Source organism: Burkholderia lata (genome assembly GCF_902499025.1).
GTDB classification, from domain to species: domain Bacteria; phylum Pseudomonadota; class Gammaproteobacteria; order Burkholderiales; family Burkholderiaceae; genus Burkholderia; species Burkholderia lata_C.
On sequence record NZ_CABVPW010000059.1, the window covers coordinates 19,379 to 42,636 of the forward strand.

General features: G+C 63.4%; 15 protein-coding genes. 2 read left to right on the forward strand and 13 right to left on the reverse strand.

All coding sequences use genetic code 11. The features are described 5' to 3' along the window. Nucleotides 1-9: 9 nt before the first annotated feature. From BDI24065_RS37615 to glgC, 11 genes are all read right to left on the reverse strand, one after another. Complete coding sequence (locus BDI24065_RS37615; protein ID WP_175035450.1) at nt 10-1,926, reverse strand: DUF3131 domain-containing protein; 1,917 nt, start codon at nt 1,924-1,926, stop codon at nt 10-12. Nucleotides 1,927-1,973: 47 nt separating this feature from the next. Continuing rightward, entirely contained in the window at nt 1,974-3,341 is a 1,368-nt protein-coding gene (locus BDI24065_RS37620) for a DUF3131 domain-containing protein (protein ID WP_175035451.1), read from the reverse strand. Continuing rightward, nucleotides 3,332-4,882 (reverse strand): DUF3131 domain-containing protein, encoded by a 1,551-nt coding sequence (locus tag BDI24065_RS37625; RefSeq protein ID WP_175035452.1) that lies wholly within the window; start codon nt 4,880-4,882, stop codon nt 3,332-3,334. Before BDI24065_RS37625 ends, BDI24065_RS37620 begins: the two co-directional genes overlap by 10 nt. Before the next feature lie 19 nt (nt 4,883-4,901). Beyond that, nucleotides 4,902-6,221, reverse strand: a complete 1,320-nt coding sequence (locus BDI24065_RS37630; RefSeq protein ID WP_175035453.1) for a DUF3131 domain-containing protein — start codon at nt 6,219-6,221, stop codon at nt 4,902-4,904. Further along, entirely contained in the window at nt 6,218-8,065 is a 1,848-nt protein-coding gene (locus BDI24065_RS37635; RefSeq protein WP_175035454.1) for a glycosyltransferase family 2 protein, read from the reverse strand. The genes BDI24065_RS37630 and BDI24065_RS37635 overlap by 4 nt, the downstream gene beginning before the upstream one ends. A gap of 5 nt (nt 8,066-8,070) precedes the next feature. Beyond that, complete coding sequence (locus BDI24065_RS37640) at nt 8,071-9,723, reverse strand: glycoside hydrolase family 9 protein (RefSeq protein WP_175035455.1); 1,653 nt, start codon at nt 9,721-9,723, stop codon at nt 8,071-8,073. Nucleotides 9,724-9,830: 107 nt separating this feature from the next. After that, nucleotides 9,831-12,062: a glycoside hydrolase family 2 protein gene (locus BDI24065_RS37645; protein ID WP_175035456.1), complete on the reverse strand. Its 2,232-nt coding sequence runs from the start codon at nt 12,060-12,062 to the stop codon at nt 9,831-9,833. Further along, nucleotides 12,059-12,532 (reverse strand): ATP-binding protein, encoded by a 474-nt coding sequence (locus tag BDI24065_RS37650; RefSeq protein ID WP_175035457.1) that lies wholly within the window; start codon nt 12,530-12,532, stop codon nt 12,059-12,061. The genes BDI24065_RS37645 and BDI24065_RS37650 overlap by 4 nt, the downstream gene beginning before the upstream one ends. A 46-nt stretch (nt 12,533-12,578) precedes the next feature. Then, the gene (locus BDI24065_RS37655) at nt 12,579-12,917 is read right to left on the reverse strand and encodes an STAS domain-containing protein (protein ID WP_175035458.1); all 339 of its coding nucleotides are present in this window, start codon (nt 12,915-12,917) and stop codon (nt 12,579-12,581) included. 37 nt (nt 12,918-12,954) lie between these two features. Next, on the reverse strand, nt 12,955-14,241 hold the full coding sequence (locus BDI24065_RS37660) for a PP2C family protein-serine/threonine phosphatase (RefSeq protein ID WP_175035459.1): 1,287 nt from the start codon (nt 14,239-14,241) through the stop codon (nt 12,955-12,957). Between the two features lie 215 nt (nt 14,242-14,456). After that, a complete protein-coding gene (gene glgC, locus BDI24065_RS37665; protein WP_368040806.1) occupies nt 14,457-15,758 on the reverse strand; it encodes a glucose-1-phosphate adenylyltransferase in 1,302 nt (433 codons plus the stop codon). Nucleotides 15,759-16,252: 494 nt separating this feature from the next. On the opposite strand from glgC, the gene BDI24065_RS37670 reads away from it, so the two are divergent. Then, the gene (locus tag BDI24065_RS37670) at nt 16,253-17,080 is read left to right on the forward strand and encodes a hypothetical protein (RefSeq protein ID WP_175035460.1); all 828 of its coding nucleotides are present in this window, start codon (nt 16,253-16,255) and stop codon (nt 17,078-17,080) included. 9 nt (nt 17,081-17,089) lie between these two features. Here the strand turns inward: BDI24065_RS37670 and glgX are convergent, their stop codons facing one another. Beyond that, complete coding sequence (gene glgX / locus BDI24065_RS37675; RefSeq protein ID WP_175035461.1) at nt 17,090-19,234, reverse strand: glycogen debranching protein GlgX; 2,145 nt, start codon at nt 19,232-19,234, stop codon at nt 17,090-17,092. 256 nt (nt 19,235-19,490) lie between these two features. On the opposite strand from glgX, the gene BDI24065_RS37680 reads away from it, so the two are divergent. After that, nucleotides 19,491-21,959: a glycogen/starch/alpha-glucan phosphorylase gene (locus BDI24065_RS37680; protein ID WP_175035462.1), complete on the forward strand. Its 2,469-nt coding sequence runs from the start codon at nt 19,491-19,493 to the stop codon at nt 21,957-21,959. 10 nt (nt 21,960-21,969) lie between these two features. Here the strand turns inward: BDI24065_RS37680 and galU are convergent, their stop codons facing one another. Beyond that, on the reverse strand, nt 21,970-22,854 hold the full coding sequence (gene galU / locus BDI24065_RS37685; protein WP_175035463.1) for a UTP--glucose-1-phosphate uridylyltransferase GalU: 885 nt from the start codon (nt 22,852-22,854) through the stop codon (nt 21,970-21,972). Nucleotides 22,855-23,258: the final 404 nt, after the last annotated feature.

Here is a 23,258-nt window from a genome sequence, read left to right on the forward strand (position 1 = left end):
ATTGCGAGCCTACCTGACTGGATTGTCTTGCAACGCCGGACAGATGGCCGGCCCTGCTACTGACCCAGCCACGAATGCGCGTCGGCCGCGCGCGACATACCACGCTGCCTCCAGAATCTGCGCATTGCCATCGAGACTGGTCGCGTCCACGTTGTTGCCGCTTTCGTACTGCCCCACCCCCACACCTCCGTCGCGGGCAAACCGTACCGCACTCGCGAGCAACGCCGCCGCATGCCGGTCATTGAAGGCGGCAGCCCACCCGATCGCGGTTTTCGCACTGAAGATGCGTAACGTCGCATCGGCCTGTACGTCGTAGCTCGCCGCTTTCCATGCCTGGCCGCCGGCATAGACGGTCGAGTACGAGAACCATGGAGCTCGGTCGATCGCTTCCGCACCGAGCGCGACCGGTTGTCCTGTTCGCGTTGCGTGCCGCGCCTGCGCGGCATACATCGTGTCGACGATACGCCTGAAGCAGCCGTCTATACCGCCCAGTTCGAGCGTGCCGAGAATGAACGGGTCGCTAGTCGGCAGCGATGCGGGTCGTGCGTCGTACAAGACGGGGCCGCCGTCCACCGACGTCGTGCGTAGCTCCGCGTATGAAAACGCCTGCGGCATCGGCAGACCCGTCAGGGTCAACGCGGCGGCCGCATATTCCTTGTAGCCGAGTGTTTCGTCGATGTAGACGTGCTCCACCCCGTCGCGTGCGAGCACGCCGTGTAGCCGGCCGAGGGCGGTCGCCCGCCCGAATCGCCAGTCGGCACGGGCGCCGAGCGCCTCGGCGCGCAGGTCCGGGTAGCATGCCGCGACGATCTCGGTCCAGACGAGGATGCGCGCGATTTCGTACAGGCTATAGCCGCTGCCCGTTGGCGACGGATTGTTGTCGAGGCCGACCAGTCCGCCCGAGCGCGCGTCGTACTGGCGTGCAGGTAATTCTCCGCCGTATCGCGGCAGGTCGCGCAGCGTCGCGAGCACCTGCCTCAGCCACGGTTCGATCTCGGCGGCGGGGCCGAGCCCAAGCTGGTTCGCAACGACGAGCGCCGCGAGCGTTCCGGCGATGTCGGAGGCGGTGATGTACGGATACGCCCGCTTGCCGTTGACGAGGCCCGTCGCGGGCTGCCGGTTCGCGACGAAATACGACCATGCGGATTTCGTCACGGCCTGCCATGCGCCGGCCGGCAGCGCCGACGCGCCTGCGTCGCAGGTCGACGGCATGCGCACCGCGTCCGACCGGTCGTTGCGTGCTGCCGTCTGATAGAGCGCTGCTTCTCCGTCGCCGCCTGGGCTGGCGTTCTGCCCGCTTGGGGCGTTTGTCGCCACCGGGGCCTGCACGCGCGGCACCGCTGCCGGTCCGCCGACTGACGATGCAAGATTCGAGTAGACCGATCCGCCCGGGTCGTTCCGTGCGATAGCGCCGCCCCCGCCGAGATAACCGACACCGATGCCGACGGCCGTCCGCGCCGGCGCGAGGCTCGCATCAGGGGCAACGTGCGGACCGTCGTAAGACAGCAGGTGGTCGCGCTCGTCGAGGTCGGCCAGCATGCGCAGCAGCGGCGGGACGGCGGCCGGCACACCCGGTGCCATCTGCGACGCGCCGGCCGATCGTGCGCGCGCCACTTCGGCGCTCAGCGCGCTGCGTTGCCGCGACCACGACTGGCCGGCACGCACATAAAGGTTCGTCGCGCGCGTCCACAGGTCCGCGGCGCGCGCATCGTGTGAACGGTCCATCGCAAAGGCGGCCAGCACGGCGGCCAGCGCGGCGACGCGCAGCGTGTCAGGAGCGCTTTCTGCCCCCACCGAGGCTTGCTCCCACAACCGGCCGGCATCACCGATCCGGCGCTCCTGGTAGGCGGCCCATCCAGGGGCGAATGGCGCGTAGTCGGGTATCGATTGCGCATGGCCCGCCGGCATCGCGAGTAGCGCCAACACGAGTGGCGCCCATATCGCCAAGCCGAACAGGCCATGCCGCTGCCGATTCATCGCGGCCCCGCTTCAACACGACGCGCAACCGGCAGGCACGCGGCGCTGCCCGCGAAGACGTCTCGCATCCGCGCCGCATAGTAGCCGGCACGGCGCGTAGTCGGGACGACGCGGCCGCTGGACTTGTAGAGAAGCGCTTCGAGTACGGCTGCGTTCGTCGACAGCGTCAGCGTCCGGTCATATGCCCCGGTCGCTTCGTAGCGCCCTTCGTACCAGCCTCGCTCGGGATCGTAGAGCGTATCGGTGGCCTGCATCAGGCGCGTCGTGTATCTCGTGTTCCACAGCACCCACATCCCGAACGCAGCGCGCGTCGCGACGAGCGCAAGTTGCGGGTACGCACGGCCGTCGTCGCCGATCGTGTTCCAGGCGTAGCCGTTAGCGAACACCGTGTCGTAGACGAAGTACGGTGGTTGATCGACCTGATGATCGGTGCGAGCCGTCACGATTCCGTCCTTACGCCACCGCGCTTCCTGCGCACGGTAAATCGCATTCGCTTGCGTCTCGATGTTAGGTCCGTCACCCACGCGTGTGCCGCCGTTCGCGAAACCCCAGCCGAATTCGATGCCGGACAGCAGCCACGGCAGGCTGACCAGCGCATTGGTCGCCCCGGACTGGCGAGGATCGCGCGTTTCGAAATAGACGCGCACGCCGTTCGCGTAGGCTTCGGCGAGCGGCGCCGGATTGGCGTCCGCGGCACGGACGCCCCACAGCCGGAGACCGTTGCTCGCGTATTCGCCGTAACCGGGCCGGATCTCCACCATGCGAATGGCGCGCTGCCCTTCCATGCGCGTTGCGTAGAGCGTGCCGTCCGCGTCGATCAGCTCGCAGACGTTCCAGTTCAGCACCGCGCGTTCGACATACTCGCCGTATTCCGAATAGCGCGCGCCGATCGCGTGCAGCCAGACGAGCAGGCGTCCGACATCGACCGCCGACGCGCCGATCGCGCCCGGCTGGTTCGAGTAATTCGACATCGCGCCCGATTGCGTGTTGTACACGCGATTCGGCAGCCCGTCCGGCAACAGCGGCATGTGGCTGAGGAACCGAAGCACGTCGGACAGGCGGTGATCGAACTCGTTGCGATCGATGAGTTTCAGTTCACGCGCCGCGACGAGCGCGGCGAGGTAGTCGCCGATCTGCCACATCGTGGCGGCCGGGTAACGGTCCACCGAATTGACGAGCCCGGTCGATGCGTTAGTGTTGTTCGTCACATAGCGCCACGCGGCACGCGCCCACGCCTGCTCGGTTTCCGTCAGCGGGCCAATGCGGCCCGGGTTGGTCAGTGCGCCGGCGCTCAGCTTGTCGTAGCCGTCGGCCACCGTTCTCGCAACGATGCCGCAGCCGCTGCACGCGAGCGTCAATGACATTGCGAGAACGCCGGCAATACGAACGGAGCGTCGTCTTGGCATGTTGGGCATTGGCAGGATTGCGAACAGGCGGAAACGCCGAACGGGACCAAGGCGGCACCGCATCCGGCCTGTCCGCGGGCCGCCGCGCGCGGGCGGCTCTTGAGCAGATTCTCGCGATCGAACGGATCGGTCAAGGTGCGCTCCCACAGGGCCGGCTGCCGGCCGCCCGGCTGCGGCGCCTGCTCGTTGAAGCGCAGCAGCCTGCCCTGCGACTTGAACATCAGTGCCTCGAGCATGATCCCGTTGTTGTTCGCGGTGAATGCTTTGATGGGCCCCTTGCCGTTCTCGAGGATGCCTTCGTAGTAGCCCTTCGCCGGCTGGTATTGCCCCCACACGGCGTCGGCCAGTCGGTCCGTATACGGCGAGTTCCACAGTACCCACATGCCGACGGCCGCTTTCGTCGAGATCGCGGCGAATTGCGGGACGTAGGCCCCTTTGTCGGTGATCGTGTTCCACGGGTAGCCGTCCGAATAGATCGTGTCGTAGACGAAGTACGGGTCGCCGTCGAGTTGATGCTCGCTTCTTGCGGTCAGGATGCCGGTCGCGACGAAGCGGTTCTCCTGCGCCTGATAGATGCGCTGCGCGAAATTGGCGACCCACGTGTCGCGTGACACCTCCGGCTGCCGGCCCGCGTGGCGGTCGGTCGCGCGGGCCCAGCCGAGCTCGAGGCCGTAGAGCACGTACGATTCGCTGACCACGTAGTTGTGTTGGGCCAGGTCGCGCGGGTCGCGTGTGTCGAACGGCACGTCGACACAGAAGATCGGCACCAGCGAGTACGGTTCCGGGCGCGACGCAAGGCAGGTCGAGAAGCCCCACAGCTGGAAGCCGCTCGCCCCGTATTCCTCATAGCCGAGACGGCCCTCCTGTACGTACTGCACCTGCTTGTCGGGCCCGACGGTCGCACCGTAGAGCGTGCCGCACCCGTCGACGACGTGCGTGAAATTCCATCGCGACACAACGCGATCGATCGCGTTGGCATGCTCGGGGTATCGTTCTTCGGTAATTTTCAGCCAGATCAGCAGCCGCCCGAGATCCAGCGCCGAATAGCCGATCTCGCCGGGCTGGTTCGCGTAATTGACCTTCTGGGCTGTCTGCGTGTTGTACGCCTTGTTCGGCAATTCGTCGTGAAACAGGTCGAGCGAATTCAGCGTCTTGAGCAGGGCCCCGAGACGGTCGTCGAACTCCAGCTTGTCGATCAACCCGAGATTGCGCGCGGCAACCAGTGCGCCGAGATACGACGCGGTGTCCCACATCGTCGTCGACGGATAGCCGTCGACCGCGTTCACGAAGCCGGTCGACGGCTGATAGTTGTTCTGGAAATACACCCACGCTTGTCGCGCCATCTGCATTTCGCGCGCATCCAGCGGGCCCTGCCGCGCCGAATATCCGGCCGCCGGAATCGCGCCCGCACGCAACCCGATCTCGTCCCCCGTGCCGGCACAGGCCGCGCACGCGAGCGTCCAGACGACCAGCAAGACGAGACGCAACCCTTTTCCCATGTCGTGTTCCCGCACACGTTCAGAAGCGGAGCATCGGACCGTGCTCGATGTACGCGAGGCTTTCGAGTATCACGCCGTTCGTGTTCGCATTCAGGACGGCGTTCGACTGTCCGCTCTTTTCGTAGATACCGGCATACCAGCCTTTGTCCGTCTGATTGGCCGATCGCACGAACGCGATCATCCTGGCCGTATAGTCGTTGCGATACAGCGCATACCACGCAAACGCCGCTTTTGCCGATACCGACCGGAACGCCGACGCGTCCGCGCCGGTGTCCGTCACCGTCGCCCACGCCGTGCCGGCGGAGTAGACCGTGTTGTACGCAAAGTACGGCGCACGGTCGAGATGGTCCTCGGTGACAGCGGTCACCTGGCCGGTCGCCGCATACCGTGCGCGCTGTACCTTCAGCAAGCGCCACGCGAACTCCTGCGGGACGCCGTCGAGACCGAATTCCAGCCCCTGCAGCACATAAGGTTCGCTCAACACGTAGTTCTGCGCGCCGTACCGTGCGGGATCGCGCGTATCCGTCGGAACCGGAACATCGAAGATGTCGACGAACCCGAGATGCGACGACCAGGTGGCTGCCTGCGCGCAATCGGCGCCGGACAGCATCAGCGTGCGTGCCGCGTACTGCTCGTAACCGAGGCGCCCTTCCTGCTGCAGCACGATCTTGTCGTTCGACCGCGCGGCGCCGGTCAGTTCGCCGTCGCGCACGAGCGCGGCGGTCGACCAGCGCCGCGTGACCTTGTCGACCGCCTCGGTGAAGCGCGGGTAGCGGCGGACCAGGACGTTGAGCGGCACTTCCAGGCGGCCGATGTCGATGGCCGACCAGCCGATCCCGCCCGCGGCCTTCTGGTTCGTGTAGTCGACCATCTCGAGCGATCGCGTGTCGTAAGACTTGTTGGGCAATTGCCCATTGAACAGCGGGATGCGCGCAAGCGCGTCGAGTGCCGCCGACATCCGGCGGTCGAACTCGTCGGAGCCGATGAGGCCGAGCCGTTCGGCCGAGATCATGGCCAGCAGGTACGAGGCCGTGTCCCACATGGTGGTCGACGGGAAGTTGTCGACCGAGTTGGCCAGCCCCGTGGCGGGCTGTGTATTGGCGACAAAGTAGCGCCACGCGATGCGTGCCCATTCGCGCTCCTGGTCGGTCAGCGGGCGCGGCCCGGGCAGCGCCGGCAGGTCGATGCTGGGCGCGATCGGCACCGAGGGCGCGGCGGCAGCGGCCGTCACCGCCGGGCTGTTCCGCTCGATCGCGATCACCGCCGCGAACGATACGAGTATCGCGACGATGAGCACGATATGGCTGCGTGCCCGCACGAGGTTCTCCTTGAAGCTCATCGGCTGCCTCCGGTTCCGGGCACCGCGTGCGGTGCATCCGTCGGGTGTGCTTCGTCGGGCGGCCGCCAGAACGCGGCAAAGACGACCGGCATCATCGCCAGGATATTGTTGCCGCCCCAGACCAGGTTGACGACGATCGAAGCGGGATCCACGTTCGCGCCGAGTGCCCACCGCACGGTCGCCCACGTAAGCGCGAACGCCGTGAGCGCCGCGACGGCGATCTGCGGGACCACGAGCCGCAGGAAATTGCCTTCCTGACGATCTTTCGGCGTCACCGGGAACTTGATCGTCTCGCCGTTCAACACTGCGCGCAGCGCACGCAGGCTGACGGGAAAGAACGCCAGGTAGGACGACTTGGCGGCCCATCCCGGAATTCCCCACGCGCCGAACATGAACGCCAGCTCGGTACTGGTGATGAACGGCAGGAAACGCCAGTAGAACGGGCCGCTGTAGGTCTGGACCGGCGAGATGTTCGTCAGCAGGTAGATGACGGGCGCGATCAGGAACATCAGGTTCCACACAGAGCCGAAATACGACCAGAATGTGCTGAGGTACATCAGGCGCTGCGAGCCGGTCAGACCGGAGCGTAGCAGCGGGTTGTCGTGCAGCGCGATGTCGAGCGTGCCGCCCGCGTACTTGTAGCGCTGGATCGTCCACGTGAGCAGGTCCTGCGGCGACAGCATCTTCGACTCGATGCGCGGGTGCATGACCGATTTCCATCCGCGCGGCCGGTCGCCATGCAGGACAATCGACGTGTAGATGTCTTCGGACACGTGAAACTTGTAAGGCGTGAGCTCCGAGTGGGTCGCCGCCTGACGGCGCAGCTCGGCTTCGAGATCCGCGCGCAGCACCGGATCGGCGACTTCGGCAGCCAGGCGGCTCGCTTCCCGGTCCACCGTGAGACCGAACGCCCGCAATGCCGCCTCCATAACCGCCTCGCGCCGATGGGTCGACGCGGCGCCGCAACAGAACGCCGCATTGGCACGGTTGCGGCGGCGCATGATCACGTCGTAGAACATTTGCGGATCGCTGACGAACGGATCGGCACCGACCCGGATCGGGCCGACGCAACGCTGAACGAGCCGTGCAAGCCCCCGCGCCGGCCTACCCAGGCGGCGCATTGCCCACCCATCCAGCGTCTCGCCCTCGGGCAGATCGAAAAACCATTGCGGCGTCTGGACCCACGCAACCTTCGGATCGCGGAAATACCCGAGCGTGTGTTCGAGGATGGTCGGGAACACGCGGGTATCAGCGTCGCAGATCACGATGAAGTCGCCATCCGTACGCTCCATCGCGTGTCGCAGGTTGCCCGCCTTGTAGCCGGTGTTGTCATCACGCGTGATGTAGTGCGCCCCCTCCGCCGCAGCGACCTCGCGCATCGCGGGCCGCCTACCGTCGTCGAGCACATGGATCCGGTAGTCGATCTGGTGCGGATAGGTAACCGCGCGCGCCGCTCGGATCGACAGTCGGACAAGTTCGACGTCTTCGTTGTAGGTCGCGATGAAAAGATCGACCTTCAGCGGGCGGCGGGTCTCGTCCGACGGCGTGTCCGCACAATCCGCGAAGCTGGTTGGCGGCGATCGCTGCGGATAATCGTCGACCCGCCAGAGATTGAAGACGAACAGCGCGAGCCCGACGTACGAGAGGGTTTCGGCAGCCACCAGCGGCACCGCAAACCACATCGCGTCGTGATTCAGCGACGAGGTCCAGCGCCACACCAGATAGTTCGCGCCGAACACGAGCGCCAGCACCGCGAAGAATTGCCAGAGCGATTCGATGACGGGTGAATGCGGCAGTGGCTCAGGCGGCCGGCGATGTTCGAATGCATCGAAATAGAAGGCCATGGTCGCTATTCCTGAAGCGCGCCGGCGGCGCTGCGCGTGACTGCACCGATCAGACCCAGCAGCGACGCGTTGTAATCGATCGCGAACTCGTTGACCGAATAGGCGCGGTCGTCATCCGTGTAGCTGAGCAGCTTCATGCCGCGCGGCGCCACGCCATCCTGCGCCGCGTCGTTCGGTCCGCCGACGAACAGGCCTGGGATCGTCTTGCCAATCGCGCGGCCGAACAGGTGCGCAGGATGTTGAATCGAGCGTTCCCCGACGCCACTGACGAACGACAGGTCGAACGGATTGACGCCGAGTAGAAAGTCGAGCTGTTGAACCGCCGCGGCAAGATACCGCCGGTTGCCTGTATGACGTGCCGCCTCGGCCAGCAGAATGCCCTGCTCGGCGTCCATCTTGTTGGAACCCCAGACGAAGCGCCGGTTGGCCAGCCGGAAACCGCTCGCGCGCGTATTGCGATAGGCCGTGTCGGCTGCCTGTCGAAGTGCTTCGTTCAGCCGCGCGCGAAGTGGCGGAGGGATCGCGTGCGCGCCCGTGGCATCGAGCAGATGCAGCAGGCCGAGCGAGGCTGGATTTTTCCATTCGAAGATGGCGAGCGGACTGGTCCATTCGGGGTGACGTTCGACATAGCGGAGATAGTCAGGCTCCCCGGTTGCGAGCCATAGTTCGGCGGCAGCCCAGATGCGGTCGTCGACGTCGGTCAGCAGGCTCGACTCCTGGTCGACCGCCGACCATGTATACGGACCCGATCCGCTGTCGTCGCCAGCATGGGCATCGATGAATTGCGGCGCATGTACCGTCTCCAGCCATGCCCACGCACGGGTCGCCGCGACCCGATAGTGTGCTGCAACCTTGCCGTCGATGCCGGCCCACGCGCGCGAAGCTAGCGCGAATGTCGCGGCAGCCTTCGCGGTATCGGCGCTCGAGACACCGTATACGTAACGCGTTTGTGTATCCCGGTCCGGCGATATCGGGCCCGGCCACGTCCCACCGGACAGCTTTCGATACAGCGCGCCGTCCGGCCGTTGCATCGAAAGCATCCAGTCGAGACCGACGCGCGCCTCGTCTAATATGTCGGGCACGCCGTTACCGCTCTCCGGGATGTTCATCTGGCCGTCGGGGAAACGCCGTGGCGCGTCGAGATAAAGCGAAACCAACCGTCCGGCCGTTACCGCCGTCGTGGCAACATACTTGCCGAAATCACCGGCGTCGTGCCAGCCGCCCGTTGCATCGAGACGGAAACCCGACTCTGGATGCGCGGAATCGGGATGCGCGAGGATGCCGTCCGCGAGATGGTCAGCCGGATGCTTTAATCCACTTTCCGGATCGTCGAGCGCAACGCCGCAACGCTGCAAATAAAACGCGCGCAGCAGCGTCCGCTGCAAACGGGACAACGTGTCGGGCGCGACCGTGAATGCTGCCTTGTCGGTTCCACCGCGCACCGACAGCCGGTAGTGCCCCGCGTTCAGCGGGGGCAAATCCAGCATCGTGACGCGCAGGCCGCTGTCCGGGTCCTGACGACCGCTTGACGGCCGCCACGTGCGGAGAACTCGACCGTTTGCGTTCGTCAGCTCGATGGTGGCATCGACACCTATCCCGATGGCCGCCGCTGTGTGCGGGAGCCCAGGCGTGTAGCCGGGCTGATTGACCGCCAGCATCGTGGCCGGTCGCGCCGGGGCGGATTCGACCTGTGCTCCGGCCGCGCACGCAAACCCTGCGGTTGAACAAAGCGCTGCGAGCGCACGACGGTAGCGACGGAGGGCACTCATGGCGCTGGCCGGACGTCGAAGTCGAACTGGTTGGTGCCGAGCACGTGACCAGTCGCGTCGACAAGCGACGCTTCGAGCGTATACGTGCCCGCAACCAATTGCGGCACGCGTACAGGTGTGACGGGTCGGCCGCTGTCGGCGGCCATATCGATTGCGGTCCGCCCTGTAGCGACCGCCTTCCCGCCGGTGACGGCCTTCCATTCGAGGATCGCGCGCGGATAGGCCGTCCACGTGTCGTTGATTGCCCACAGCGTTGCGTCGAACGTGTCGCCGGGCGCATAGGCGTCGCGGGTCCATGCAATCGACGGCAGCACCGGCTGATACGCGCGTGCGAGCGCGAAGTAGCCAGCCTTCGGGCGGCGCAGGTAGTCAACCACGCCCCAGTCGATCGACGGCCACCCTTCCACGAACATGAACTGGAATACTGCCGCGACAGGCTGATAGCGTTGACGCCGCAACGTCTCCGCGATCCGCTGCACGAGCCGGGCCTGATAGCGCTGCGAATTGGCGACGAACGCGGCGAGGTCGCGCCCGCGCTCCACGCCCGCGATCTCGAAGGTTTCCTTGCGCTGGAAGTCGTGATACGCCCAATCCTCCCAGGCGGGATCGCGTTCCGATGTGTCGGCCGGCCAAAGATTCGACGGGCTCACGATGCGTCGTAACGTCGCGAGCTCCGGAAGTGCTTGCGCGCCGAACTCGGTGATGTTCGGTTCGTTCATGGTCGGAATGACATCGGTCCACTTCCCCCAGTACCACCCGAGCCAGAAATGCTGTCCCGTCAGCGATGCGTCGTCGGCATGACGGGTCGGGTCCTCCCGCAACGCAGCGCCCACCATCGCCGATAACAGGCGGTTTTGCCGGGGGTCCCAGTCCGGATAGCGGTACTTCATCCACTCGGCATCCCATGGTGGTTCGTTCTGGCCGGACCAAGCAACGATCGCGGGATGGTGATCGAGCATCGCCACCATGTCGCGTGCTTGGTCGGCTGCCTTACGCGCGAACCCGGACGAATCGTCGTAGCCCCATTGCAGCGGGAAATCTTGCCAGACGAGCATGCCCTTTTCGTCCGCCGCGTCGTAGAGCGGCTGCCCGGCGACGTGCGCATGCACGCGAATCGCATTGATGTGTGCGTCTCGCATCAGATCGAGATCGCGCGCGTAGCGTGCCGCATCCATCTCGGACAGCCAAGGGCTGCCGATATAGTTCGTTCCGCGCAGGAACATGCGCCGTCCGTTGATCGTCCAGCACGAATGCACACGATCGAAGCGAAACGTCCGCACGCCGGTGCGCTGTCGGGCTGAGTCCATCGTGCCATGCGCGTCGATAAGCGCGACAGAGACGGTGTAGAGCGACGGAAAGCCGTATTCCGCGGGCCACCACCACGCGGCCTCGTCGAGCACCTTATCGAGCGTGAGCCGGTTGGTGCCCGCAACGAGCTCGACGGGCTGCTCGAAGGCGTAATTGCGGCCGCTGAAGTTGGCCGGCGTGATCTCCACGCGCAGCGTGGCGCGTGCGTCGCGCAACGCTCTGGCGTGAACTTCGACATCGATTGTCGCACCGGATGTGCCGCCAGACATCGGCACCGTTTCGATCTTCAGCGTGTCGATCGCGACACCACGGCTCGTCCGTAGATTGACCGGGGCCCAGATTCCGCCCGAATTCGCATCCTGCCCACGCACCGACCAGGCCCCGCCCGGCCGCGTGTCGTGATCGTTCAGGATGCCCTTGACGAGCCGCTTGTGCAGCGACCACTGCGAGCCCGGCGGTTCGTACGGGCTGCGCACGAGCACCGCGAGGCGGTTGTCGCCCGCTCGCACTGCGCCCGTGACATCGAACGCGAACGGCGCGAAATATCCCTCGTGGTTGCCGAGATAGACACCATTGAGCCAGACGTCCGCTTCGTAATCGACGCCGTCGAATTCGAGCGTCGTCATGCGATCACCGTCGCCGACGTCGAGCGGGAAAGTCGTGCGGTACCACAGGGCGCCCTGGTGATCGAGACCGGCCGCGTACCAGTTGGCTGGCACGTGTAAGGGTCGCCAGTCGCGGTCGTCGAGATCGGGGCGCCACAGCTCAACCGGCGCGTCGTTCGCATCGAGCACCCGCCACATGCCAGACAGCGACATCGCACTGTCGGTGGCACGCGCGACCGGCAGCGACGCGGCCAGTACGGCACCCTGCCACGCGAGCAAGAGGGTCATCGCGGCCAGCGTCGCGACACGCGTCATCTCCCGCTCCGGTGCTTGACGAGCCGGAGTCGGTTGACGCCGAGTCGCCTGCGGTGTTCGATGACGTCGACCGATGCGTGCATGATGCCGAGGCCCATGCCGCCTTCGGGCAATGCATCGATATTGGCCGGGTCGACTGACGGAAGCGATGCGGGTGCGTCGAACAGACCTGGTGGCGGTGCCGGCCCGGCATCGAATACGTCGAGCGCGACAAAGTCTTGCCAGCATCGCAGCGTCAGCGCGATGACCGGCGCATCGGACGCAGCGACGCATGAGGCGGAGTGCCCGTGGCGCATCACATTCGACGACGCCTCGACGGCTGCGAGCTCGAATGCGTCAAGCCAGGCGTCCGATTCGCCGTAGCGCTCGCATGCCACACGCAGCCAATTACCGAGCGCCGACAGCGCGTCAATGCGCGCGGCAAAACGAGCCCGAACGGCAGGCGGCGGCCGTTTGTCGCGCCGGCTCATCCAGCGCTCCCGCTACGCGCCGGCACGCAACGGGCCGGCATGTGCGTCAGGCCCGCAGACGCGCACATGCGGCCTCGATGTCAGGCACGACGGCAAATACGCGATCCATGCGGGTGAGCTGCAGCATGCCGAGCACGCCGTCCGCTACACCGCACAACACGAAGTCGCCCTTGCCGCCCAGTGCCTTGAATCCGGATACCATCGCGCCGAGCCCGCTGCTGTCGACGAATTTCACGTGCTGCAGGTCGAGCACGACCTTCGCGGTACCCTCGCGTGCGAGCGTAACGAGCGCGTCGCGAATCTGCGGCGCCACCGACGCGTCGAATCGTTGCGGCAGGATCTTGACAACCTTGATGTCTGCGTCACTGCTGATTTCGGTCAACATGATGTTCTCCAGTCTTCCCATGACAGAAACGAATCGATCAAACCGGAACGCGTTGCAGTGCAAGAACTGAAACGTCGTCCTCGAAAGCGTCCTGTTCCGTGCCACGCCATCCGCACAGCTCGGATTTCAGCGCGTTCAGTGTGTCCCTCAGCGGCATGGTGACGTGAGCGGACAGACACGCGCGCAACCGCTCGTCGCCGAACTGTTCCCCATCCGGGGCCGCGCACTCGGTCACACCGTCGGAATAGAGAAACAGGCGATCGCCGGGACCCAACGCGAACGGCACGCTGTCGTATTCGCAGCCGCCAAGCAAGCCGACGGGAAAACCGCCGTTGCCCAGGCGCGTCACCTCGCCCTGAACGGTTACGAGCAGCGGATGAGTGTGGCCGGCTTGCGTCAGCCGGCCTTCGCCGGTACGCGTGTCGAGTGCGCCGTACACCATCGTGAAATAAGGCGAATCCACCGCTTCCTCGAGGAACTGGCGATTCATTTCCGCGACGACCGATGCGGGGGCAAGCTGTGCGGCGGCATCGCCCGCTTCCGCGCCGCGCGCAAGCAGACGGTTCACGATCACTGACAGCATCGCCGCCTGCACGCCATGGCCCGCCACGTCGATCGCGTAGAACATCGCATGCACGTCGTCCACTGCCTTGACGTTCAGCATGTCGCCGGACAGGTAGGCGGACGGCACGAAAAGCCATTCGCACGCAAGGCCGTCGATGCGCAGCCCGGGCGATGGCAGCATTGAGGTCTGAACCGCGGCGGCGGCCTGCAAGTCGCCGCGCATCTGCCGGTACGCGTTGTCGAGATGCCGGTTGCGCTCTTCCAACGCCGCCTCGAGTTCGATCACGCGCAAGCCGGCCCGCAGCCGCACGCGCAACTCGTTGATATCCACCGGCTTCGTCAGGAAATCGTCCGCGCCAGCTTCCATGCCGTCGATCAGCGCGTCGGTGCCGTCGCGCGCAGTAAGCAGGATCAAGTAGACGTACCGGCCGAGCGCTTCGCCGCGAACGGCCCGGCACAGCCCTGGCCCGTCGAGCTCGGGCATGTCCCAATCGCAAACCACCACGGCAATTTCCCGACGCTCGCGCAACAATTGCAAGGCTTCTCGGCCGTCTTCGGCCTCGACGATCTCGAATCCGAGTTTGCCAAGCGTGCTGCGCAGCAACAGCCGGTAGCCGGCGGAATCGTCGACAACGAGAATCGGTTGCATGGCCATGGTCGATATGGAGACAGCGCCCTCGATACGCTCGCCGATGCGAAAAAAAGCGCTCGCTATTTCAGCGTCTTGGTGGTCAACATTTAACCGGACAAGGTCGGGCATATCAAGTAATCCATCGGGTAAAACTGCTACTCGCCTGACCCGCTCAATTAAATCGTGCCGGAATGGTAAAAATACCGCATCAGGATCCTAAGTGGATAAGGTTCTGATTAAAAATTCCAAATACCGCCGGATGAAATTAAAAATCAAAACAGTATCTCGATTCGTTTCGATTTTAGATTCACCCGCAGGCAGATGCATCACCCTTACGTTCGGACTCAGGTCCCGAGATGCCGTAGCATCTCGCGCGTCACGAGAACGACTCCGTTAGCCGTGCGCGCGAAGCGGCACGCGTCGTCTTTCGGATCCTCTCCGATCACGAGGCCGTCGGGCACCGTGCAACCTCGGTCGACGACAACCTTCGTCAACCGGCATCCGCGTCCAATGCGTGTATCCGGCAGCAGCACTGCCTGATCGAGGCGGCACGACGCACCGATGCGCACGCCGGGAAACAACAGCGAGCACCTTACCGTGGACGCCGAGACGATCGAGCCGTCCGACACGATGGTGTGTTCGATGTCCCCGTGCCGGCGGTCCAGGATTTGCGCGGGCGGCAATGGCTGCTGGTGAGTCCAGATGGGCCAGTGTGTGCTATCGACGGCGAAGCCGGGCCTGCCCTCTGCGAGTTCGACATTCGCTGCCCAGAACGCGTCGATGGTGCCGACATCGCGCCAGTAGTGTTCGGCGCCAGGGACGCCGCCGACGCAGGACATCGCGAACGGATGCGCGCGTGCGAGCCCGTCGGCGACAATCCGCGGTATCACGTCGTGGCCGAAGTCGTGGCTCGACGCGGGGTTAAGCGTATCCTCGGCGAGTAGCCGATACAGATAGTCCGCATCGAATATGTAGATGCCCATGCTGACGAGCGAAGACGCGGTGTCGTCAGGCGTCGCTATCGGTTGTGCCGGCTTTTCGGAAAAGGCAATCACGTTGCGGTGTGCGTCTACAGCCATCACGCCGAACCCGCTGGCGTCGCGCCGCGGCACGCGTACGCTTCCGATCGAGCAGGGCCTGCCGCCTTCGACGTGATCGCGCAGCATGACGGAATAGTCCATCTTGTAGACATGGTCGCCGGCCAATACCAGCACATAGTCCGGCCTGGATGTTTGAACGCGAGGCAGGTTCCGGTGGACGGCGTCGGCCGTTCCCCGATATGGCGGTTCGTCGCGCAGGTGTTCGAGCGGCGGCATCATGTCCACCGTCATGCCGCGCTCCGCTGCGCGTAACCCGATGCTTCCGCGGATATGACGGTGCAGCGAATGGGCGTTGTACTGCGTCACGACACCGATTCGGCCGACACCGGAGTTGACGCAATTGGACAACGTGAAATCGATGATCCGAAACCGCCCGCCGAAGAACATCGCAGGCTTGGCGCGCCGCTCGGTCAGTTGTCCGAGCCGGGTGCCGCGCCCGCCCGCCAGGACGATCGCGAACGCCCGCCCCACCGGCGCAGCAGCATGCATCCGTTCCGTCGGCGGCGCGCCAGGTATGCAGGTTATCGGTTCGAATTCGGCAAGCATCTATCGCTCCACTGAATATCCGACTCCCGTCCCGGGCGACGGCAAATCGAGTGCGGGCGTCGGCTGCCCGATTTGCACGAATACGACGCACGTATTGATTCGAGTCAGTGTTAAAAAATAGGACCCGTTCATCCGTTTAATTTAAGATGATGGCATCGTCTTTATCAAGACGGTGGACCGGAAATCAATGCAGAAATCGCAAGGCCCTCATTCGCTCTGGCATTCGCGAATGACTGAAGCAGCTCGGAGCGACGCGTAATGGCATCATGGTCTGCTCGCGTTAGCAACGGAAAGATAATCGGTGGCACGCATTGTTGATCAATCGCCTGTTTATCGCGCGTCGTCTATTCCGCGAGTTGAGCAGCCCTCTACCCGGCGGGGCCACCGTTCGCGTGCGGAGGCGGTGCCGCCCTGCCCGCACGAGGTTCGCCGCACTAACGTTGGTGGGCTCGTCGATTGCCAGCGCGGGGGCGCAAACGCCACCGAGAGATGAAGTGCTCGAAGGGCTCAAGAGTTCGTTTTCGACTCCGTGGCACGAACTGGTCACACCGAATACCGGCGACGGCGCCAGCAGCGTGCTGTCGGGGGTATCGATCAATGCAGGGATCACACAGGGGTTGCAGTCGAGCGAGAAGAATCGCTCGGGTGCGGGCACGCAGGGGGATCGGGCAAGCTCATCGACGCTGCAACTCGGCGTGCGCTACAATCCGACGTCGTACTGGTTCGCCACATTCACCGTGTATCGCTACCTGCGACCGAGTTTTCAGCAAAGCTGGGATCCGGACTTCACCTACTCGTTCGGCTATGACGACTGGCACCCCTATACCTTTAGCCTGATCTACGGCAATTTCACGGGCAACCGTTTTGCGGCCGGCAACGGTATCGCGCATAGCCGGATCGAGCAAGGCGGAATCACGCTCGCGTACAAGTTTCCGCTACCGGACCTGTTGAAGCCGATCTTCCTCATGGGCAACGGCGACGATCTGATGTGCTCTGCTTCGTTGACGCTCGTGCCTCGCTTCACCGACGCGCAAAGCGCGGTCGGCAATAACAAGATGAACGCGGGATTCGGTTGCCGGTACACTCTGCCGAGCGGGTGGTACGCGACGTTCACTGCCTACCACTATCTTCGGCCGTCGCAGCAACAGCCATGGGATCCCGATTTCGTGTACGGGTTCGGCTATTTCGACTGGCATTCCGACGCGATCTCGATCCAGTACAACAACTACTCCGGAAATCGGTTCCCGTGGCGCACGCACGCCCCGGGAACCGGGACGTTTAGAGCCGGTAGCATTTCGATCTCCTGGTCGCATAGCTGGTAAGCAGACATTTCATCGCACGTTGGTCGGAACAGCGGCAGCCATCAACACCACAATACTTCGCGCGCCGACCGCAATCGCACCATGCTCGGGAGCGTGACTTTCCGGAGCCGTCGGGTGCGCAGAGTCGATGACGATGCGCCAGGGCAACTCGGGGGCCGCCAGCACGAATAGCTGCTCCTCCGGTCCGCCATTGATCAGCAGCAGCGCAACATCGACGGCCGGCCCCGGTTGCGCGCCGAGCCGACGATCCGGCCGTGCCGGGGCTGCACGGCGTACGGCGAGCGTGCGGATGTCAGCGTTTTCCCATGACGCCGCGGACATCGCTTCTCCGTTTGCGTCGAACCAGTCGACATCGCGTATACCGGGAAGCCACTCGTTGCGTCCGTGCGGGAAGTACGGCTGCTGGAAAACTCGGTAGCCGTGCCTGAGCCTGGCGAGACGAGCGCAAAGCGCAAGCAGCATCGTACCGTTCGGCGCATCGCACACTGACCAGTCGAGCCATGCCACTTCGTTGTCCTGGCAGTACGCGTTGTTGTTGCCGGATTGGCTGTTTCCCCACTCGTCGCCGGCTTGCAGCATCGGCGTGCCGTTCGACAGATACAGCGTGCATAGCATTGCGCGCTTGACGCGCTCGCGGATATCGACGGTGCGCGAATCACTGGTCGGCCCTTCTGCGCCCCAGTTGGCGCTGAAGTTGACGTCAGCGCCATCCCGGTTGTCCTCGCCGTTTGCTTCGTTGTGCTTGTGCGCGTAGCTCGTCAGGTCGTGCAGCGTGAACCCGTCGTGCGCCGCAACGTACTGAATTGACGCCCATGGTCGCCGTCCGTCCCGGTCGAAGAGGTCTGCCGATCCGCACATCCGTCGCGCGAATTCCGGCCGCTCACCGGCATCACCCCGCCAGAAACGTCGTGTGCTATCCCGGAAACGGTCGTTCCATTCGGCAAATGCAGCAGGATGATTGCCCAGTTGATAGCCGTGCGGACCCAGGTCCCACGGCTCAGCGATAAGCTTGAGCCGGCCGAGAACCGGGTCCTGCTGGATCGCGTCGAAAAACGCCGCACCGACATCGAAGCGGCGGTCCTCCCGGCCGAGCGTCGTGCAAAGGTCAAAGCGGAAACCGTCGACATGAAACGACTCGGCCCAGTAACGAAGTGAGTCGAGCACGAGCTGCATGACCCTGGGATGAGCAATGTTCAACGTATTGCCGCACCCGGTATCGTCCACGTAGCGACGCTCACCGTCGTCGGTCATCACGTAGTAGCTCGCGTTATCGAGCCCGCGAAGCGATAGCGACGGCCCCAGGCCGTCACCCTCGCCCGTATGGTTGTAGACCACGTCGAGCACGACCTCGATGCCTGCCCGGTGGAGTCGCCGCACCGCACGCCGGATCTCATCCGGCCCACCGTTGCCGAGGTAGCGCGGTTCCGGCGCGAAGTACAAGAGCGGGCTGTAGCCCCAATAATTGGTGAGCCCGCGTTCGACGATCGCACGGTCTTGCACGAATGCCTGGATTGGCAGCAGTTCGAGCGTCGTCACGCCGAGCCGGTGCAGATGCTCGATGGTCCGGGGCGAGGCCAGCGCCGCGAACGTGCCTCGTTCTGAGGGATGGAGGTCCGTCCTCAACTGGCTGAATCCGCGAACATGAACCTCGTAGATGATGGTGCGGTGCCACGGCACGTCGGGCCGCCGGTCGTCGCCCCAACCGAAGGCGTCGTCGGATACGATCGCCTTCGGCATGGCGAGTGCGCTGTCGCGCCGGTCGAGCGCATGCGTGCTGCGCGGCGAGCCGATCCGATATGCGTATAACGCATCTGCCCAGCGGACCGTACCAAACAGCCGTTTTGCATACGGATCCAGCAATAGTTTGTGAGGATTGAAATAGTGTCCGTTGCGCGGATCGTAGGGGCCATGTGCGCGAAATCCGTAAAGCAGCCCGGGGTGCGCCTCCGGTAAATAACCGTGCCAGACGTGGTGCGTACACTCTTGCAGCGGCATCCGCGCGATCTCCCTGCGTCCGGACGCATCGAACAGACATAGGTCGATTCCGCTGGCATGCCTAGAAAACACCGCGAAATTCGTTCCGAGCCCGTCCCAGTTTGCGCCTAGCGGGTACGGCTTTCCGGCGAGTAGCTCATGAAACGTGACGTTCGTCATGTGTCGTAGTCCTGTGGCAGCTGCGCTCAAATGCCGCGTGCACGACCGGATACGGTTACCTGAAAAACAGAGGAAATTTCGGTTTGACTAAGGCGTAATAGATTGCCTAATCTTGTACAGAATTATGTAGGAATTCATTGGAAATTCCAGTTCGGTATTTTCGGCTTTTCGAGTCGACGTATCAATTTGCCATTCCGGTCCGCATGCGGATAAATCGCCGGGCGTCGTCGGGTCCGGCAAAACACGAGAGGCGACCATGCAAGACACTCAGCGCGCCGCATCCCGATCCGGCGTGGAATCCCTTCGCGAAGACATCCTCGCCGAGCTGCGCTACGGTTTCGGCAAGACACTCGCGCAAGCATCGCTCGGCGACCTGTTCCATGCGCTCGCACTTGCCGTGCGCAAGCGGTTGGTGGACGGCTGGCTCGACACCCAGGCGCGTTACGACGCAGGCGCCACGAAACGGGTGTACTACCTGTCGATGGAATTCCTGATGGGCCAGTCGCTGGCGAGCAACCTGATTGCACTGGGGATGCTGGACACCGCGCGCGCGGCGCTGGAAAGCCTCGACGTCGCATGGCGCACCGTCGCCGATGCGGAATACGACGCGGCGCTCGGCAATGGCGGGCTCGGCCGGCTTGCCGCTTGCTTCGTCGAGTCACTGGCGTCACTCGGCCTTCCCGGATACGGTTGCGGCATCAAGTACGAATACGGCCTGTTTCGCCAACAGATAGATAATCTGGAACAGACCGAACGGCCGGATCTATGGCATAGCGATTCGTCCCCATGGCTGATCGAGCGCACGGACGAGACGCGTTACATCCCGCTGTATGGCCGCATCGAGCACGCACGGGATGCCGACGGGCAATACAACCCGATGTGGCTCGACTGGAAAATGATCGCGGGTGTGCCGCACGACATGCTGATCCCCGGTTACGGCGGCCATACGGTCAACGCATTGCGCCTCTATGCGGCACGGGCGTCGGATACCTTCGACATGCGGATCTTCAACAGCGGCGACTATGTGCGTGCGGTCGAGGAGAAGATCGCATCCGAGACCGTTTCGAAGGTGCTGTATCCCGCCGACGACAGCCATGCAGGCAAGGAACTACGGCTCGTCCAGGAGTATTTTCTCGTCGCCTGCTCGCTACGCGACATCCTCGTCACGTTCGAGAAGTCGCGGTTGCCTATCGAACGTCTTGCCGAGCGCGTCGCCATTCAGATGAACGATACCCATCCCGCGCTCGCCGTCACGGAGTTGATGCGGATACTCGTAGACGAGCATCGTACGCCGTGGGAGGTTGCCTGGAATGTCACGCGTTCTACATGTGCGTACACGAACCATACGTTGCTGCCGGAAGCGCTGGAGACCTGGCCGGTCGACCTGCTGGAACGTGTATTGCCGCGACACCTGCAGATCCTCTACGAAATCAATCGCCGCTTCCTCGACGAGGTCGCCGCGCGCTGGCCGAACGACACGGAACGCATGCGGCGCATGTCGCTCATCGACGAAAGCGCGCCGCGCAGGGTCCGGATGGCGCACCTCGCGATCGTCGGGAGCCATTCGATCAACGGGGTGGCAGAGCTGCACTCGAAACTCGTCTGCTCACACCTCGTACCGGATTTCCACGCGCTCTATCCGGAACGATTCAACAACAAGACGAACGGTGTGACAGTCCGTCGGTGGATCGTGCAATCAAACCCAGCGCTTGCTGCGCTATTTGGAGAGCTGCTCGACGGCGATGGCTGGATCACGGAGCTCGATCGTCTGCGCGGCCTCGAGCGTTTCCTGGACGACGGAGAAGTCCATGCCCGTCTGAGGGGAATCAAGCGCAGCAACAAGGAGCACCTCGCCGACCTAATCCGCGAGCAGCTTCGATTCTCGGTCGATCCCGACGCGATGTTCGACGTACAGGTCAAGCGCATTCACGAATACAAGCGCCAATTGCTCAATATCCTCCATGTGATGCACTTGTATCTGCATTTGGTCGAGGATGGTGGGGAGATCGCTCCGAGAGTCGTCGTGTTTTCTGGCAAGGCTGCACCAGGATATGCAATGGCTAAGCTAATCATTCACCTTATCGCAACGGTTGCCGACCACATCAATCGCGACCCGCGTGCCAACCAGCGACTACGTGTGGCGTTCCTGCCGGACTACAAGGTATCGCTCGCGGAACGGATCATTCCCGCGGCCGATCTGTCCGAGCAAATCTCGACGGCGGGTATGGAGGCATCCGGGACCGGCAACATGAAGCTTGCGATGAACGGCGCGCTGACAATCGGTACGCTCGACGGTGCGAACATCGAGATTCGAGAAGCCGTGGGCGCCGAGAATTTCTATATGTTCGGATTGACCGCGGCCGAAATCGCGACGGCACGCGCTAGCGGATCGTACGATTCACGAGCCTGCTATGCATCCGATCCATCGATCCGGCGCGTTCTCAACGCCATGCTGTCCGGGCGTTTTGGCAATGGAGATGATCGTTTCCGGCCGATATTCGACAGTCTTCTGATCGGCGGCGATTACTATTTTCACCTGGCCGATTTCGCGGGGTACATCGAAAGCCAGGCGCGCGCGGCGCAGGATTTTTCGGACAAGACAGCATGGATGCGACGCGTCGTCGCCAATGTTGCACGATTGGGGCGCTTCTCTAGCGATCACACGATCGCGGAGTACGCTCGCGACATCTGGCATATCGAGCCGGCGCCAGCGCGCCGGCCATGAACCGGCGATGTCACGCGTGAGGTAGCTCTGTCCTCCGCGTTCGCAGGTAGGCGGCAAAATCTGCGGAGACCTCTGGGTGCTTCAGCGCGAGTTCGACAGTCGCCTTCAGATACCCGAGCTTGCTTCCGCAATCAAAGCGCCGACCCTCATACCGATAAGCCAGCACCTGTTCGTCGACAATGAGTTCCTGGATGGCATCGGTAAGCTGTAATTCGCCGCCCGCCCCGGGTTTCAGCTCCCGAAGGTGCTTGAATATCCGCGGCTTCAGGATGTAGCGTCCAACCACACCCAAGTTGGACGGTGCATCTTCCGGCGCGGGTTTTTCGATGATGCCTGCCAGCTTGACGATGGCTTCTTCCCACTCCTTGCCGAACACGATGCCGTATGAACGTGTGTCAGTAGGCGGGATTTCTTCTACCCCGATGAGGGAGCTGTGATAGTGGTTGAACAGCCTCACCATCTGGTCCAACACCGGTGGGCTGCCGTCAAGCAGGTCGTCGGCGAGAATCACCGCGAAAGGATTGTCGCCAATCAGCTTCTCCGCGCACAGCACCGCATGGCCCAAGCCGAGCGCTTCCGGCTGGCGCACGTAAAAGCAATCGACGTGACTCGGCTTGATGTTGCGGACAAGTTCGAGCAGCTTTTTCTTGCCGCGTGCTTCGAGTTCAGCCTCGATCTCATAGGACTTGTCGAAATGGTCTTCGATGGCGCGCTTGCTGCGCCCGGTCACGAAGATCATTTCCGTTATGCCTGCGGCGATCGCCTCCTCCACGGCATACTGAATCAGTGGCTTGTCCACGACTGGGAGCATTTCCTTCGGGCTGGCCTTTGTTGCGGGCAAAAAACGGGTGCCCAACCCCGCAACCGGGAAAACGGCTTTCCTGACTTGCAGCATGCTGGCCTCCTGCTCTTTTGTGTATGTGAAAAATTCTACGGAAATGCGCTTTACGTCGAGTGCGCCGCTAATTATTCAGTTTAAGTCACTGACACTTCTGCGGTAACGAAAATTTACGCATCCAAAACTTAACGGAAACTGCTTTGATAGCAAATGCGCAAGACGAAGACACCTTCACTGGCTCCCCGAAGAATTGACATAACAGTGAGCTAAGTCCTCAACGTCAGGCGGCTGAGAGAGGTGGCCTCGCTCGTTCGGACAGTATTCTGAGATTTTTAAGTGGAACGTCCGAGGCAGTCATGCTGCCAATTTGATCGCAGGCAGCGCCGCGAAGTATGCCTCATCTGGCGTCTGATCCGCCAAGCTCGAATGAGGTCGTTTCCGGTTGTACAACTCGATGTATT

Bases quoted from the DNA above. Each gene is read 5' to 3' on its own strand.
- BDI24065_RS37620 (WP_175035451.1), bottom strand. From the start codon at position 3,341: ATGTCATTGACGCTCGCGTGCAGCGGCTGCGGCATCGTTGCGAGAACG.
- BDI24065_RS37625 (WP_175035452.1), bottom strand. From the start codon at position 4,882: ATGGGAAAAGGGTTGCGTCTCGTCTTGCTGGTCGTCTGGACGCTCGCG.
- BDI24065_RS37630 (WP_175035453.1), bottom strand. From the start codon at position 6,221: ATGAGCTTCAAGGAGAACCTCGTGCGGGCACGCAGCCATATCGTGCTC.
- BDI24065_RS37635 (WP_175035454.1), bottom strand. From the start codon at position 8,065: ATGGCCTTCTATTTCGATGCATTCGAACATCGCCGGCCGCCTGAGCCA.
- BDI24065_RS37640 (WP_175035455.1), bottom strand. From the start codon at position 9,723: ATGCTGGCGGTCAATCAGCCCGGCTACACGCCTGGGCTCCCGCACACA.
- BDI24065_RS37645 (WP_175035456.1), bottom strand. From the start codon at position 12,062: ATGACGCGTGTCGCGACGCTGGCCGCGATGACCCTCTTGCTCGCGTGG.
- BDI24065_RS37650 (WP_175035457.1), bottom strand. From the start codon at position 12,532: ATGAGCCGGCGCGACAAACGGCCGCCGCCTGCCGTTCGGGCTCGTTTT.
- BDI24065_RS37655 (WP_175035458.1), bottom strand. From the start codon at position 12,917: ATGTTGACCGAAATCAGCAGTGACGCAGACATCAAGGTTGTCAAGATC.
- BDI24065_RS37660 (WP_175035459.1), bottom strand. From the start codon at position 14,241: ATGCCCGACCTTGTCCGGTTAAATGTTGACCACCAAGACGCTGAAATA.
- glgC (WP_368040806.1), bottom strand. From the start codon at position 15,758: ATGCTTGCCGAATTCGAACCGATAACCTGCATACCTGGCGCGCCGCCG.
- glgX (WP_175035461.1), bottom strand. From the start codon at position 19,234: ATGACGAACGTCACGTTTCATGAGCTACTCGCCGGAAAGCCGTACCCG.
- BDI24065_RS37680 (WP_175035462.1), top strand. From the start codon at position 19,491: ATGCAAGACACTCAGCGCGCCGCATCCCGATCCGGCGTGGAATCCCTT.
- galU (WP_175035463.1), bottom strand. From the start codon at position 22,854: ATGCTGCAAGTCAGGAAAGCCGTTTTCCCGGTTGCGGGGTTGGGCACC.